This window comes from Salibacterium qingdaonense, from assembly GCF_900114715.1.
GTDB classification, from domain to species: Bacteria; Bacillota; Bacilli; order Bacillales; family Marinococcaceae; genus Salibacterium; species Salibacterium qingdaonense.
On the sequence record NZ_FOTY01000026.1, the window covers coordinates 1 to 15,286 of the forward strand.

The following is a 15,286-nucleotide window of genomic DNA, read 5'->3' on the forward strand; positions in this document are numbered from 1 at the left end:
TTTCCGGAAAGTAGGCCTGATACTCGGATAAATCCGACGTTCTTTGCGTTGTGGTGCCCCGCTTTAGTTCCCGGGATATCGTTGATTTATGGTGGCCAATAGCCTCCGCAATGGTCTGCATGGACTTGCCTTCTTGACGAAGGGCTTGAATCTGTCCCCGATCAAAGGACGAAAGATGAGAAAAACACCGCATTTCTGTGGTACCATGGGAAGTGGTCATCGTTATTCCTCCTATTATGTTAGGTGTTGGGTTCCTTTCATCATAACGGAATAACGATGGCTTTAGCTATATCTTTAACGATGCCTTTAGCTGTTGCATTTGATTTTACAATCAAGCATAAAGACGGAACTTCCGCTCTCTTCTTCCTTCTCCTTTCAAAAAAAGAAGGAGTATAGTAAAATAACCTTAGCTTAGAGAAGGTGTACGAAAGGGAGGCTCTGCTATGACAATTGAAATGAATTCTCAGCTTGGTTCCATTGATGTTTCCAGGGAAGTGGTTTCCACTATTGCAGGAGGAGCTGCAGTGGACTGTTACGGCATCATCGGCATGGCTTCCCAGAAACAGATCAAAGACGGACTGTCGGAAATGCTTGGAAAAGACAACTTTTCACGCGGCGTATTAATCCGTGAACTGGAAGACGGCATTCATATAGATATGTACATCATTGTCAGTTATGGAATCAAAATCTCTGAAGTGGCGTATAACGTCCAGTCGAAAGTGAAATATCAGCTTCAGCAGATGCTCGGTCTGACCGTAGATTCGGTAAATGTGTACGTGCAGGGTGTAAGAGTAACTTCGAACCAGGCTTAGGAAGTGAGGAGGAGAAGACGTTGACGGACAGGAAAGTAAATGGAGAACAGCTGGCCTTAATGTTTCGGGAAGGGGCTGCCGTTCTTGGTGCCAATGTAAAAAAGGTGGATGCCTTGAACGTATTTCCTGTACCCGACGGGGATACCGGCACGAACATGAATCTTACCATCACGTCCGGTGTAAGGGAAGTCGATCAAAAAGAAAGACACCACGCCGGTAACGTGGCCAAGACTTTTTCAAAAGGTCTGCTGATGGGGGCACGGGGAAATTCGGGGGTTATTTTGTCGCAGCTGTTCCGGGGTTTTTCAAAATCAGTGGAGAAAAAAGAGACACTAACTGTTGATGATTTGCAAAAAGCCCTTCAGGAAGGGGTGGATACTGCTTATAAAGCGGTAATGAAACCTGTGGAGGGAACGATTTTAACCGTAGCAAAAGATGCAGCTGATACAGAAACCGGTCATAACAGCGGAAGTCCCGCCGGCTGGATGGAAGAAGTGTACAAAAATGCAGAATCCTCGCTGCAGAAAACCCCGGAGCTTCTGCAGGTGCTTAAGGAAGTAGGCGTCGTGGATTCCGGCGGACAGGGACTCGTTTATATCTACCAAGGAATGATGCAGTCGCTTTATGGAATAACATCACAGCAGGACAAGGCGAATAACCCGTCGATGGATGAACTGGTCAAAGTAGAGCACCATCAGAACGCCCAGTCTCATTTATCTTCAGAAGAGATAGAGTATGGATACTGCACGGAACTGATGGTAAAGCTGAATAAGGAGAATGGAGCAGGACAATCTTTTGATGAGAACGCCTTCAAACAGGAAATAGCCCGCTGGGGGGACTCTCTTCTGGTCGTTAGTGATGACGATCTTGTAAAAGTACATATACATGCCGAGTACCCCGGCGAAGTGCTGTCAAAAGCACAGCGGCACGGCAGTCTTCTTCATGTTAAAATCGATAACATGAGAGAGCAGTATGAGGCACTGCACAAAGACAGGCAGGAAGAAAACCCGGGAGCAAAAGAAGCAGATACTCCTGCCGGAGCGCCTTTTGCACCATTTGGGTTTGTGACCATTGCTGCAGGAGAGGGCGTCCAGGCATTATTCCGCGGTCTCGGCGCTCAGGAAGTGGTTGCTGGAGGACAGACGATGAATCCAAGTACGGAAGATATTTTAAACGCAGTGACGAAAGTGGAAGCTGAAACGATTTTCATTCTTCCGAACAACGGTAATATCGTCATGTCGGCCGAACAGGCAGCAGAAGTGTCAGGGAAGCACGTCCGGGTTATACCCTCTAAGACGATACCACAAGGTCTCAGCGCAATGTTTGCGTTTTCAGAAGACGCCTCTCCGGACGACAATGATAAAAAAATGAAGCAGGCATTAAGCGAGGTAACAAGCGGTCAAATCACTTATGCTGTAAGAGAAACAAAGATGGGTGGTCTCCATATCAATAAAGGAGATTATATGGGGATTGTCGAAAAAGATATTGCAACGGCAGGACCGGAGCTTGAAACGGTGACGATTAATCTCTTACATGAGCTCTTAAACAAAGAATCCGACATTGTCACGTTAATCCGCGGCGAAGGTGGAACAGAAGCGGTGGAAGAGGCAGTTTCTTCGTTTGTGGAAGAAACGTATCCGGATGTGGAACTCGAAATTCACGACGGCGGTCAACCGCTTTACTCCTATATCATAGCGGTTGAATAGGCGCTGATACTACACACAAAAGGCAGGGATGACGGGTGGGAAAAGTGAAAATCGTAACGGACAGCACTGCGGACATACCAGCGGAACTGCTTCAGAAATACCAGATTACGGTTATTCCGCTGAAAGTAATGATGGAAAACGAAACGTATCAGGATGGAGTGAATATAACTCCGGAAGCGTTCTATAACAAGCTTGATATGATGAATACCGTACCCGCCACTTCACAGCCGACTCCTTATGAATTTGAGACGATGTATCAGCGGATCCACGAAAAAGCCGGGGAGGATATATCGATTCTGTCCATCCATCTCTCTTCTGCTATGAGCGGCACTGTACAGTCGGCGGTCCTGGCTGCAGACTCGGTAAAAGACGAAGTCAACGTAGAGATCGTGGACTCGTTAAAAGCTTCTTACGCGGTAGGTATTCTCGTTGTCGAAGCAGCAAAGCTTGCCGCAGATGGAGCAGGTATTGACGAATGCAGAAAGAGGCTGGAAGAACGTAAAGAGGAAACGAGTGTGTACTTTCTTGTTGATACGCTTGAATATCTTCAGAAAAACGGAAGGATCGGCAAAGCCTCCGCTTTAATAGGGTCGCTTCTGAAAATGAAACCGGTCCTGAGTTTGAACCGCGATGGAGAGGTATATCCTTACCACAAAGCCCGTGGAAAAAAGAAGGCGGTTGCGGTCATTCAGGAGGCACTTGAGCAGCAGTACGGAAGACGCCCGGTTCATATAGGAGTATCTCATGCCGAAGCAAAAGACAGCGGAAAAGAACTGCTCCACGCTGCAGAGAGCGTGCTCAACAGCCGTTCATCGACGTTGACGAAAATAGGGGCGGTAATCGGCTCACATACAGGTAGAGGAACCGTTTCGGTGGCAGTGACTCCGGCGGAATAAACATAAAGACTGACCTGGAAAAGCGGAACCGGGACAGTCTTCTTTTTTCAGGCAGGATATATACAGGAAGGGGGGAAGCCGCATGCATGAATCAGCATGTACCATGAACTGTTTCAGAACACGAAGCTTCCCGCATGAAGACAATGGATGAGAAACTGAAACAGCCGGCCGGCATTCTTCACGGTATCGGGGAAGAAAAGGAAAAGGAGCTGCAGCAGCTCGGGCTGTTTACTATTTATGATCTCCTGCACCATTTTCCTTACCGCTATGAAAATATGGAAGTAGAACCGGTTGAAAAACTCCGTCACGGCGATCGTGTAACAATAGCCGGCATGATTCAGTCGGAACCGGCCGTTCGGTATTACGGAAGAAAAAAATCAAGGTTGAGCGTTCGTATTCTGGTCGAAAATATTCTTGTCACCGCTGTCTTCTTTAATAGAGCTTTTTTGAAAAGCAGAATGAACAGTGGAGATATGCTCACCCTGACCGGCAAGTGGGATAAATACAAATTAACGATAACCGTTCAGGACGTTCAGTGGGGCAGCCCTGATCCGTCGAGGCAGCTGCAGCCTGTATATTCCGTCGGAGGCGGCATAACCGTGAAGAAGATGAGCAGGTGGATACAGCAGGCTCTCCAGGCCTTTGGAAATAATGTGGAGGAAGTACTGCCGGAGTCCCTGCTTTCCTCTTACCGTCTATCATCCCGTAGTGAAGCGTTTCACATGATTCATATGCCGGCTGATAAAGAGAAGCTGAAGCAGGCAAGACGCCGGTTTGTGTATGAAGAACTCCTGACCTTTCAGCTGAAAATGCAGACATTTAAAAGACAGGAACGCCTGGCTTCGGCCGGAAACACTCATGAATTCAATAAAGCGGAAGTGGAAACGTTCCTGCAGACCCTGCCGTTTCCGCTCACAGGTGCCCAGCGCCGGGTAATAGATGAAATCACAAAAGATATGCAGGACCCGTTAAAAATGAACAGGCTTCTCCAAGGTGATGTAGGTTCCGGTAAAACTGTTGTGGCTGCTGCCGCGATGTATGCCTGTCACCTTGCCGGCGGCCAGTCGGCGCTGATGGTTCCGACGGAAATACTGGCAGAGCAGCATGCCGATGGGCTGCGGCAGTTGTATGCAGAAACCGGATTGAACGTCGTTTTATTGACAGGCTCGGTTAAGGGCCGCAAACGCCGGGAGCGCAATACTGCAATATACGAAGGGGAAGCTGACATTGTAGTCGGCACTCATGCCTTAATTCAGGAAGATGTGAATTTTAAGAACCTTGGACTTGTGATCACAGATGAGCAGCATCGTTTTGGAGTGGAGCAGCGTAGAATTCTGCGCGATAAAGGGTATGAGCCGGATGTATTGTTTATGACTGCGACACCCATTCCGAGGACCCTTGCCATTTCCGTATTCGGCGATATGGATGTTTCCTCCATTGATGAACTGCCGGCGGGTAGAAAACCAATCCAGACATACTGGGTGAAGCATGGTATGCTGGAACGGATTCTAAGGTTTATCGATAAGCAGGTAAAAGAGGGGCGGCAGGCCTACGTTATCTGTCCGCTCATTGAAGAATCGGACATGCTTGATGTACAGAATGCGATTGATGTTCACGCCCAGCTCCAACAGTTTCTTGATTCCTGCCACGTCGGCTTGATGCATGGACGTCTGTCTTCTGAGGAAAAAGAGCAGGTCATGCAGGCTTTTGCCGCAAATGAGATACAAGTGCTTGTATCGACGACAGTAGTGGAAGTCGGCGTCAATGTGCCGAATGCGTCTGTTATGCTCATCTACGATGCCGACCGGTTCGGCCTTTCGCAGCTTCATCAGCTCCGGGGCCGCATCGGGCGCGGGGAGTACCAGTCCTACTGTGTTTTGATGGCAGATCCTAAAGGTGAAAACGGGCAGGAACGAATGCGGATCATGCAGGAAACCGAAGACGGATTTACGCTTTCGGAAAAAGATTTGGAACTGCGGGGTCCGGGTGATTTCTTCGGCAGAAAACAGAGCGGTATGCCGGATTTTAAAATTGCTGATGTCGTTCATGACTACAGGGCACTTGAAACCGCCCGCCGTGACGCAGCCTCCTTAATCCAGAGCCGGTCGTTCTGGAATGACCAGCAGTACGCCGGACTTCGCTCTATACTCGAGGAGAGCGGGATCCTGGATGGAACCAAACTTGATTAAACATGCTTGAAAAAGAAAGACTGGAATTATATACTACTCTTAGTACCTAGTCATAGAAGCGGATGGTGTAGGAGTGAAACAAAATAAAAAAGAACGGCAGCGTCAGTTAAAGCAGATGCTCGAGACAGACCCGTTCCTGACAGATGAATCGCTGGCCGTAAATTTTGAGGTGAGTGTCCAGACGATCAGACTGGACCGGCTGGAACTTTCCATCCCGGAATTAAGGGAACGGATCAAACATGTCGCCAGGGAAAGGCTGGATGAAATACAGGCCCTGCCTCTGGAGGAAGTAATCGGTGAAATCGTTGATCTAAGGCTCGATAAAGAAGCGATTTCGATTCTCGATATTACAAAGGACCATGTTTTTTCAAGAACAAAGATCGCAAGAGGCCACTACCTGTTCGCGCAGGCTAATTCCCTGGCGGTTGCGATCATTAACGACGAATTGGCGTTGACAACGAAGGCGTCGGTTGATTTCAGCCGGCAGGTGAAGGAAGGGGAACGGGTTGCCGCAAGAGCAGTCGTTACCCGCTCAAAAGGTCATAAAACGTGGGTGGAAGTGACGAGCAGTGTTCAGCAGGAGCCTGTTTTTAAGGGTGAGTTTGTCATGTATCGTTCCCACCGCTGAGTATAAGTGAAAAAGGAGACAATGTTCATGAAAATTGTCATCGATGCAATGGGAGGGGACTATTCCCCGAAAGCACACGTTGCCGGTGCCATGGCAGCAGAACGGGCATTCGACGATGTGGAAATCATACTCGCAGGTCATGAAGATCAGATTAATGAACATTTAACAAGAACGAAACGTATTTCCGTTCTCCATACCGATGAGAAAATAGAGCCGGAGGATACACCGACCAAAGCGGTACGTAAAAAGAAAAATGCGTCGATGGTGCTTGCTCTCCGGGAAGTCCGGGAAGGACGGGCGGATGCGTGCATTTCCTCCGGAAATACAGGGGCGCTCATGACAGCAGGACTGCTTCATGTCGGCCGTATTGAAGGAATTGAACGACCAGCGCTTGCGCCAATGCTTCCGACTTTGGACGGAGAAGGATTTCTGCTTCTTGATGTTGGAGCGAATGTTGATTCCAGGGCAGAACATCTTCTACAGAATGCTTTTATGGGATCGGCTTACATGGAAATGGTAAAGAAAGTAAACCAACCACGCGTCGGGCTCGTCAATATTGGTACCGAAAAAGGCAAAGGCAACGAACTGTCCAAAGGAGCCTATGAGCTTCTGGAACAAGCTCCTCTTCATTTTGTCGGGAACGTCGAGGCCCGGGACCTGCTTGAAGGAGTCTGTGATGTAGCAGTATGTGACGGGTTCTCCGGCAATCTGATTTTAAAATCAATTGAGGGAACGGCCGGATCGTTATTTTCCCTTTTAAAGAAAGAATTAACGAGTACCTGGTCAAACAAACTGGCAGCCGGCATGCTTCGTTCGAGTTTCAGTAATATCAAAGATAAAATGAGTTACTCGCATTACGGCGGAGCAGGTCTGTTCGGACTGAATGCTCCAGTCATCAAAGCGCACGGGTCCTCGGACCACACGGCTGTTTTCCATGCGATACGCCAGGCACGGCAGATGGTGAATGAACAAGTGACAGATATTATGAAAAAGGAAGTCAAGCATCAGGAGGAATGGGAAAATGGGTAAAACTGCGTTCCTTTTTCCGGGCCAGGGTTCTCAGCACCCCGGAATGGCGGAAGCATTCTATAAACAAAACAACGATGTAAAAGCGCTGATAGATGAAGCGGACCGTATTCTTGATTATCCGCTTTCCGGTTTGATGTTTGCCGGGCCGGAAGACGAGTTGAAAAAAACAGAACATGCCCAGCCGGCTTTATTAACCGCAGAAATGGCTTCGCTTGAGGCCTTGAAGCAAAAAGGCATAAAGGCTGATTTTGCTGCCGGACACAGTCTCGGGGAATATACAGCCCTTACGGCTGCCGGGGTTATATCCTATGAAAATGCCCTTCGCATCGTAAAACAGCGGGGTCTTTTCATGGAAGAGGCCGTTCCGGCGGGTGATGGTACCATGTCAGCTGTTATGGGACTGGAAAGGGAAACGGTGGAACGGATTTGTTCGGACATTTCTTCTGCCGGCGGCATCGTACAGGCGGCCAACCTTAACGCTCCCGGCCAGATTGTTATTTCCGGAGACAAAGACGCTGTCGCCAAAGCAGAAGAAATGGCACAGCAGGAAAACGCAAAACGCGTTATCAGCCTTGAAGTGAGCGGGCCTTTTCATTCCCGGATGATGGAACCGGCACAGGAAAAACTCAGGAGTGCCATCGAACCGATTACTTTTTCCAAACCGGCGTTCCCGGTTCTCTCCAACGTCAATGCCCGGGAAGAAACCGATCCGGCTCAGTTGAAGCAGCATGTCATTGAACAGGTGACTTCTCCTGTGTACTGGGAGGATACAATCCGCCGCCTGCTGGAGCTTGGAGTGGATACCTTTATCGAAGCGGGTCCGGGCAATGTTCTTGGCGGGCTTGTGCGCCGCGTGCAGCGAAGAGGAGTGAACGTTTATTCCGCGCAGGATCCGGAGTCTGTCGAAAAAACCGCAGCAGCTTTATCATAAGGAGGAAACAACATGCTAAAAGGAAAAACCGCCCTCGTAACCGGTGCTTCCAGAGGTATCGGCAAAGCCATAGCACTGGAACTTGCTTCCAGTGGCGCTGATGTTGCCATCAATTATTCCGGCAGTGCCCAGAAAGCAGAAGAGGTCGCTGCGGCGTGCAGAGATCAGGGAGTAAAAGCTTTTTCTGTTCAGGCAGATGTCGCGGTTGAAGAAGATGTGAAAGCGATGATAAAAGAAGTGACCGAACAATTCGGACAGTTGGATATCCTGATTAACAATGCCGGCATTACGCGCGATAACCTTTTGATGCGTATGAAAGAAGATGACTGGGATGCTGTACTTGATACGAATCTTAAAGGCGTCTATCATTGTGCGAAGGGAGCGTCCCGGCAGATGATGAAACAACGTTCCGGAAAAATTGTCAATGTTTCATCGGTTGTAGGTGTGATGGGCAATGCAGGACAGGCCAATTACTCAGCGGCAAAAGCAGGGGTCCTCGGCCTGACGAAAAGCCTGGCAAAAGAATTTGCGCCACGCAATATCCAGGTGAATGCGGTGGCCCCGGGCTTTATTGAAACGGAAATGACCGAAGAAATGGGGGAAACAACCCAGGAATCCCTGCTTCAAAATATTCCGCTTGGAAGGCTGGGTGAAGCCGCAGAAGTGGCAAGAGCTGTGCGCTTTCTGGCGTCGGCGGATGCTGATTATATTACCGGTCAGACCCTGCAGATCGATGGTGGAATGATTATGCATTAATCTTTACTGTCTGTAAGATGGCATTTTTGTATGTTATCTTCTATAATAACGGCAGGCACCAATTTTTTTAAGGAGGTGAAGAGAATGGCCGAAAACACGTTGGAACGTGTCAAAAAGATTGTAGCTGAACGTCTGGATGTAGAAGAATCAGATATCACCCGGGAAGCTTCATTTAAAGATGATCTTGGAGCCGACTCCCTGGATGTGGTTGAGCTTGTCATGGAACTTGAAGATGAGTTTGATCTGGAGATTTCCGATGAAGAAGCTGAGAAAATTGTAAGTGTTGCTGATGTTGTGAACTACATAGATGGTCAGCAATAAGCGGCACAGCCGGAGCCGCTGAAAAGCTTTGAAAAAGCGGCTCCACGGCTTTGCAGCCGGTAAGGCAAGGATCGACTAAACGGAGGACGTTATGGGACAGAATACAGATAAAAAGAACCATGGATTCCGTTCAAAAAAAACGAAGAAATTGGTATTAACCGAAAAACACCGCCAGAATCTGTACCAGACGCTGGAACGTCTTGGTTTGTCTTTTTCGGATGAAAAACTGCTTATCCAGGCTTTTACCCATTCATCCTATGTGAATGAGCATCGGATTCGTTCGGTCTATGATAATGAACGACTGGAATTTTTAGGAGATGCGGTGCTTGAATTGTCGGTATCGCAGCACCTGTTCAAACGATTTTCCACAATGAGTGAGGGAGAAATGACGAAATTACGTGCCGCTATTGTCTGTGAGGCATCGCTTGCCAATTTAGCGGAAGAGCTGGAATTCGGCGAACTCGTTTTTCTCGGTAAAGGGGAAGAAATGACCGGCGGACGCAACCGCCCTGCTCTCCTTGCGGACGTATTTGAAGCATTTACCGGAGCTCTGTATCTCGATCAGGGAATGGATGCCGTATACACCTTTTTGGAACAGACGGTGTATCCCAAAATCGACGACGGTGCTTTTTCGCATATGATGGATTTTAAAAGCCAGCTTCAGGAACATTTGCAAAAAGATAAGCACGGAACGATTCATTATGAAATCAAAAACGAGATTGGTCCGGCTCACAGCAGAGAATTCATTTCGGCTGTCTTCCTGAATGAAGACTTTTTAGGTGAGGGACGAGGCCGGTCGAAAAAAGAAGCGGAACAACATGCCGCTCAGCAGGCTCTCTCTAAACTGGATCCGGATAAAAAGAAAGAAGACTGAAAGAGGCTGCCCCAGATACGTGGGACAGCCTCTTTTTTTTAGGTTTTTTTAATACGTCCAAGTTCGGAGATGATTGCGTCCATTTCACTGACGCTTATGTTTTCTTTGGATTCAATCATATCATACATTTCTTTTATCTCGTCATAGTGGCTGATATCAAAATTACCCGGTTCGAACGCGGAAGCATTCACGACCTGCAGTTTTTTTCCGATTTCCTCCACCATGAAGTTAAGGTTGTCTTCTGTCGGCTGTTCAAGACCCAAATGATTCTCCCCCTTCTATGTTGTGGTTGTATGCCGCTCGTTTTATTGTATCGGCTCATTGGAAAAAGAGCAAATACCTTTTGACCAACCTTATGCACACTTTCGTATTATGGTAAAATAGGAAAGTGTTCTTTTCCTGTAATGAAAGGAACTCGAAGAATGATGACAACCAGGAGGAGGACACCTGATACGATGTTCCTCAAAAGAATAGAAATTAAAGGATTTAAATCGTTTGCTGAAGCGATGAACATAGAGTTTGTACCCGGCGTAAATGCGGTAGTTGGTCCCAATGGAAGCGGAAAGAGCAATGTGTCCGACGCCATCCGCTGGGTACTGGGCGAACAGTCGGCCCGTTCGCTGCGGGGGGCAAAAATGGAAGACATCATTTTTGCCGGCAGTGACACGAGAAAGCCGATGAACGCATCCGAAGTTACTCTGGTGCTTGAAAATGATGATCAGTATTTGGATCTTGAGTATCATGAGGTCAGCGTCACCCGGAAGTTGTACCGTACCGGGGACAGTGAATATTTAATCAACCGGCAGTCCTGCCGGCGGAAGGATATCGTGGAGCTGTTCATGGATTCCGGGATGGGAAAAGAAGCTTTTTCCATCATCGGCCAGGGCCGGGTGGAAGAAGTGCTTTCCAGTAAACCGGAGGAACGGCGCGCTATTTTTGAAGAAGCGGCCGGAGTCTCCAAATACAAACAGCGAAAAAGCCAGGCGGAAAAGAAATTAAGTGAAACGGAAGATAACCTGAACCGGGTGGAAGATATTCTGCATGAACTCGAAAATCAGGTGGAACCGTTAAAAGAACAGGCATCGATGGCGAAAGACTATCTGGCAAAAAAAGAGGAGCTTGAAGAGAAGGATATCGCGCTGACTGCAGCTGAAATAGAACAAAAGCATCAAAGGTGGAGCGCCCTTCAGGACACAATCGGACATCTTGAGGAGCAGCAGAAGAAGACGGACAGTCTCGTCAAAGAGCAGGAACAAAAGCGATCAGAATCCGAAGCAAAAGCAGAAGAGATTGATGAAACGATCAGCCGTATTCAAAACGATCTTGTCAACGTCAGTGAAAATCTTGAAAAAGAAGAAGGACGCAGACGGGTGCTTGAAGAACGGGGAAAAAACGCCGGTGAAAAAAAGGAAGAATGGGAAAAACGCTGCCGGGAGTTAAGAGAGAAAAGCGAACAATCCCGAAAAGAATGGGAAAACCAGGCTCGTATTATGAAAGAAAGCAGCAGCCGTTATCAGTCGCTCGAACAGAATTATGCATCCATTCAGGAGGAATGGAAGAAATACAAGGAAAGCCGCCGTGAAGAAATTGAATCATTAAAAAGCGAATACATTGAGCGGTTGAACGAGCAGGCAGCCGTCCGTAATGAAGAGAAATACCTTGAAGAACAGAAAAAGCAGCTGCAGCACAAACACGGTTCACTGGCAAAAGAAAATCAGGAATATGTAAAAGAACGCACCCAGGCTGAAAAACTCGTGGAAAACGCCCGTGTAAAAAAAGATAAGGCAGCAGCAGATCATGAACAGGAAAAAGAAACGTGGAAACACCTGCAGGAAACATGGAAAGAACAAAGTGAATCTGTTGAACAGCTCGAGCAGAAATTGTATGAAGCGTACCGGCATGTGGACCAGACGCGTTCCAGAATTCATGTACTTGAAGAAATGGAAGCAGACTATTCCGGTTTTTACCAGGGAGTAAGAGAAGTATTAAAGGCCGGAAAAGACACATTGACCGGTGTTGTCGGTGCTGTGGCCGAACTTATTGATGTCCCGAAATCGTATACGCTGGCGGTGGAAACAGCACTTGGCGGAGCACTTCAGAACGTTGTAACAAAGACGGAAGAGGACGCAAGAAAAGCGATACAGCTGCTGAAAACACGCCAGAAGGGCAGGGCAACGATTCTCCCGTCAGAAGTCATCCGCCCGCGCCGGTTATCTTCTGATTTCCGGAACAAACTGCAGTCTGCCGATGGATTTATAACGACTGCTTCCGAGGCGGTAAATATAGATGAAGGATACCGGCATATCATCGATCATCTTCTAGGACAGGTCGTGCTGGCTGAATCGCTTGAAGCAGCGAACCAGATGGCCCGGCTAACCGGTTATAAGGTGCGCATTGTGACTCTTGACGGTAACGTGGTTAATCCCGGTGGTTCGATGACCGGCGGCAGCAGCGGCAAAAACAGCAGTCAGATTCTTGCCAGGCAGAACGAACTGGAAGAGCTGAGAGAAAAGCATCGGGACATGCAGGCTAAGACCGAAACGCTGGAGGGAAAAGTCAGACAGGAAAAGCAGAATCGCGATGAAACAGCAGCGCAGCTGGAAGAAAGCCGCAGGCGTGGGGAAGAAGCAAGAGATGCGCTCGAACAGGCCAAAGAAGAGCTGACCGGCGCTGAAGCGGATCTTGAAAAAGCCAACTCCAAGCTGTCGATGTATGATAAAGAGTCCTCTTCTCTGGAAGAGGAAGAGGAGCGCCTGCAGTCCCGTGAAAAAGTGCTGATGGAAAATAAAGAAAGCGTTGCAAAAAAGCTGCGAGTGCTCGATGAGCAGATTGAGGAACTGGAAAAGCAGGAAAAAGAGCGCGGCGAAAAGCTCGAGCAGCTGAAAGATCAGGAAACAGACATTAAAGTGAAATTGGCCGGGGCGAAAGAATCCGCTTCTAATGATGAAACAGAGGAAAAGCGTTTAAAAAAACAATGGGAGGAAGAATCCGCCCAGCTGGAAAAGCTGGAACATGATATAGCTGTACTTGAAGAACAGATGTCTTCCATGGAGGGAGACGAAGATGTGGAGACAGGCATCGAAAAGCTGCGTGAGGAAAAGGAATCACTTTCCCGCGAGATGGCAAAACTGCGCCGGGACAGAGTGGAAGCAGGGGACGACACGCAGCAGCGCAAATCACGTATTCAACAGCTGACCCATGAACGAAATGAAAAGCAGCAGGAACTTCAAAATCACCAGATTGAGCTGAATCGTCTGGATGTAGAACTTGATACAAGGCTTGAACATCTGCAGGCAAACTATGAAATAAGCTTTGAACGGGCAAGAGATCAATATCCTCTGACTGAAGATCTGGAAGAAACCCGGAAACGGATGGAACTGGTGAAAAGGGGAATCGACGAACTGGGGAACGTCAATCTCGGAGCGATTGATGAATATGAGAGGGTGCACGAACGTGTTACTTTTCTCCATGAACAGCAAAAAGACCTGCAGCAGGCCAGGAATTCGCTCAAAGAAGTAATACAGGAAATGGATGACGAAATGAAACGCCGGTTTTCCGAAACATTTGAAGCGATTCGTTACCATTTCCGCTACACGTTTCAGGAACTGTTCGGCGGAGGAGAAGCCGATCTTGAGCTCACGGATCCAGACCATCTTCTTCATACCGGTGTAGATATTGCCGCGCGCCCGCCGGGGAAAAAACGCCAAAACCTGTCGCTCCTGTCGGGAGGGGAGAAGGCGCTGACCGCTATCGCCCTGCTTTTTTCGATAGTTAAAGAGAAGCCTGCCCCTTTCTGTGTGCTCGATGAAGTGGAAGCAGCGCTGGATGAAGCAAATTTGTCCCGTTTTGCCAAATACCTGCGCACATTCAGTGAAACGACCCAGTTCATTGTAATCAGCCACCGCAAAGCCACGATGGAAGAAGCAGATGTGCTGTACGGTATTACTATGGAAGAGTCAGGTGTATCAAGAATGGTATCGGTCAAAATGGAGGATGCTGGTGAATTGGTGGAATCCGCCGCACCGTAATCGTAAAGGAGGTAGAATCTGCAGAATACTGCAGGCACAGCTATGGGATTTTTTGAAAAACTAAAAAACAAAGTAACGCAGCAGACGGACACGGTAACGGAAAAGTTCAAAGAAGGACTGACAAAAACAAGAGATTCCTTTGCAGAGCAGATGAACGAATTATTTGCGCAGTACAGAACTGTCGATGAGGAGTTTTTCGAAGAACTGGAAGAAATTCTAATCGGCGCGGATGCGGGTGTATCCACCGTGATGGAATTGATTGATGAACTCAAAGAAGAAGCCAGACGGCGCAACATCAAGGATTCAAAAAACATAGCTCCGGTCATAACCGAAAAACTGGCTGAAAAGCTGGATAAAACCGGTGATGATGCTTCTTTGAATATGCAGGGGGATGAGATGACCGTGATTTTGTTTGTCGGCGTGAACGGTGTCGGCAAAACAACTACAATCGGGAAAATGGCTCACTCTTTTAAAGAAGAAGGAAAAAAAGTAGTAATGGCTGCCGGCGATACGTTTCGTGCCGGTGCTATTGAACAGCTGGACGTTTGGGGCGAACGGGTAGGTGTGGACGTTGTAAAACAGCAGGCCGGCTCAGACCCCGCAGCGGTGATGTATGATGCTATTCAGTCAGCCCGCTCCAAAAATGCTGACGTATTATTGTGTGATACCGCGGGTAGACTGCAGAACAAAGTCAATCTCATGAAAGAACTGGAAAAAGTAAAACGTGTTATTTCACGCGAAATACCGAGTGCTCCGCATGAAGTACTGCTTGTACTGGATGCTACAACCGGACAAAATGCCATGAGCCAGGCGAAGACCTTCCAGGAAGCCACCGATGTCAGCGGAATTGCGCTGACAAAGCTGGACGGTACCGCCAAAGGCGGCATTGTCCTGGCGATCCGGAATGAACTTGATATTCCGGTGAAGCTGGTGGGACTCGGCGAGAAAATGGATGATATGCAGCCGTTTGATGCTGAGCAGTTCGTATACGGGCTTTTCCGTGAGCTTGTGGAAGAGCAGGCGGAAGAATCATCGTAAAGGTTTTGTCTTGACAGTACACAATGTCTTTAGTAGCCTTGTGTGTATGTGAAGGATACAGGCTTAACAAAAGGGTGG

Annotated in this window: 14 protein-coding genes; 12 read left to right on the forward strand and 2 right to left on the reverse strand. The window is 48.1% G+C overall.

Annotated elements, in window-relative coordinates; genetic code table 11:
• On the reverse strand, positions 1–220 hold a 220-nt coding region (locus tag BM058_RS14665), incomplete at its 3' end, for a helix-turn-helix domain-containing protein (RefSeq protein WP_143083042.1).
• A gap of 223 nt (positions 221–443) precedes the next feature.
• On the opposite strand from BM058_RS14665, the gene BM058_RS14670 reads away from it, so the two are divergent.
• The 10 genes from BM058_RS14670 to rnc all read left to right on the forward strand — a co-directional run bounded on the left by BM058_RS14670 (position 444) and on the right by rnc (position 10,142).
• On the forward strand, positions 444–812 hold the full coding sequence (locus BM058_RS14670; RefSeq protein ID WP_090927849.1) for an Asp23/Gls24 family envelope stress response protein: 369 nt from the start codon (positions 444–446) through the stop codon (positions 810–812).
• 20 nt (positions 813–832) lie between these two features.
• Complete coding sequence (locus tag BM058_RS14675) at positions 833–2,518, forward strand: DAK2 domain-containing protein (RefSeq protein WP_090927851.1); 1,686 nt, start codon at positions 833–835, stop codon at positions 2,516–2,518.
• 44 nt (positions 2,519–2,562) lie between these two features.
• A complete protein-coding gene (locus BM058_RS14680) occupies positions 2,563–3,414 on the forward strand; it encodes a DegV family protein (RefSeq protein ID WP_322787888.1) in 852 nt (283 codons plus the stop codon).
• Between the two features lie 134 nt (positions 3,415–3,548).
• Positions 3,549–5,603 carry an ATP-dependent DNA helicase RecG gene (recG, locus tag BM058_RS14685; protein ID WP_322787889.1) on the forward strand — a complete coding sequence of 685 codons (2,055 nt, stop codon included), beginning with the start codon at positions 3,549–3,551 and terminating at the stop codon, positions 5,601–5,603.
• Positions 5,604–5,676: 73 nt separating this feature from the next.
• Entirely contained in the window at positions 5,677–6,231 is a 555-nt protein-coding gene (gene fapR, locus BM058_RS14690) for a transcription factor FapR (RefSeq protein WP_090927857.1), read from the forward strand.
• Positions 6,232–6,258: 27 nt separating this feature from the next.
• A complete protein-coding gene (gene plsX, locus BM058_RS14695) occupies positions 6,259–7,260 on the forward strand; it encodes a phosphate acyltransferase PlsX (protein WP_090927858.1) in 1,002 nt (333 codons plus the stop codon).
• Entirely contained in the window at positions 7,253–8,191 is a 939-nt protein-coding gene (fabD, locus tag BM058_RS14700) for an ACP S-malonyltransferase (protein WP_090927860.1), read from the forward strand. Before plsX ends, fabD begins: the two co-directional genes overlap by 8 nt.
• Positions 8,192–8,203: 12 nt before the next feature.
• Entirely contained in the window at positions 8,204–8,947 is a 744-nt protein-coding gene (gene fabG, locus BM058_RS14705; protein ID WP_090927862.1) for a 3-oxoacyl-[acyl-carrier-protein] reductase, read from the forward strand.
• Between the two features lie 84 nt (positions 8,948–9,031).
• Positions 9,032–9,268 carry an acyl carrier protein gene (gene acpP / locus BM058_RS14710; protein ID WP_090927864.1) on the forward strand — a complete coding sequence of 79 codons (237 nt, stop codon included), beginning with the start codon at positions 9,032–9,034 and terminating at the stop codon, positions 9,266–9,268.
• 91 nt (positions 9,269–9,359) lie between these two features.
• Entirely contained in the window at positions 9,360–10,142 is a 783-nt protein-coding gene (rnc, locus tag BM058_RS14715; RefSeq protein ID WP_090927866.1) for a ribonuclease III, read from the forward strand.
• Positions 10,143–10,180: 38 nt separating this feature from the next.
• Here the strand turns inward: rnc and BM058_RS14720 are convergent, their stop codons facing one another.
• Complete coding sequence (locus BM058_RS14720) at positions 10,181–10,405, reverse strand: DUF1128 domain-containing protein (RefSeq protein ID WP_090927868.1); 225 nt, start codon at positions 10,403–10,405, stop codon at positions 10,181–10,183.
• A gap of 192 nt (positions 10,406–10,597) precedes the next feature.
• Here BM058_RS14720 and smc point away from each other — a divergent pair, with 192 nt between their 5' ends.
• Together smc and ftsY are read left to right on the forward strand one after the other, a co-directional pair.
• Complete coding sequence (smc, locus tag BM058_RS14725; protein WP_090927870.1) at positions 10,598–14,170, forward strand: chromosome segregation protein SMC; 3,573 nt, start codon at positions 10,598–10,600, stop codon at positions 14,168–14,170.
• A 42-nt stretch (positions 14,171–14,212) separates the two neighbouring features.
• Complete coding sequence (gene ftsY, locus BM058_RS14730) at positions 14,213–15,208, forward strand: signal recognition particle-docking protein FtsY (RefSeq protein WP_090927872.1); 996 nt, start codon at positions 14,213–14,215, stop codon at positions 15,206–15,208.
• Positions 15,209–15,286 lie beyond the last annotated feature (78 nt).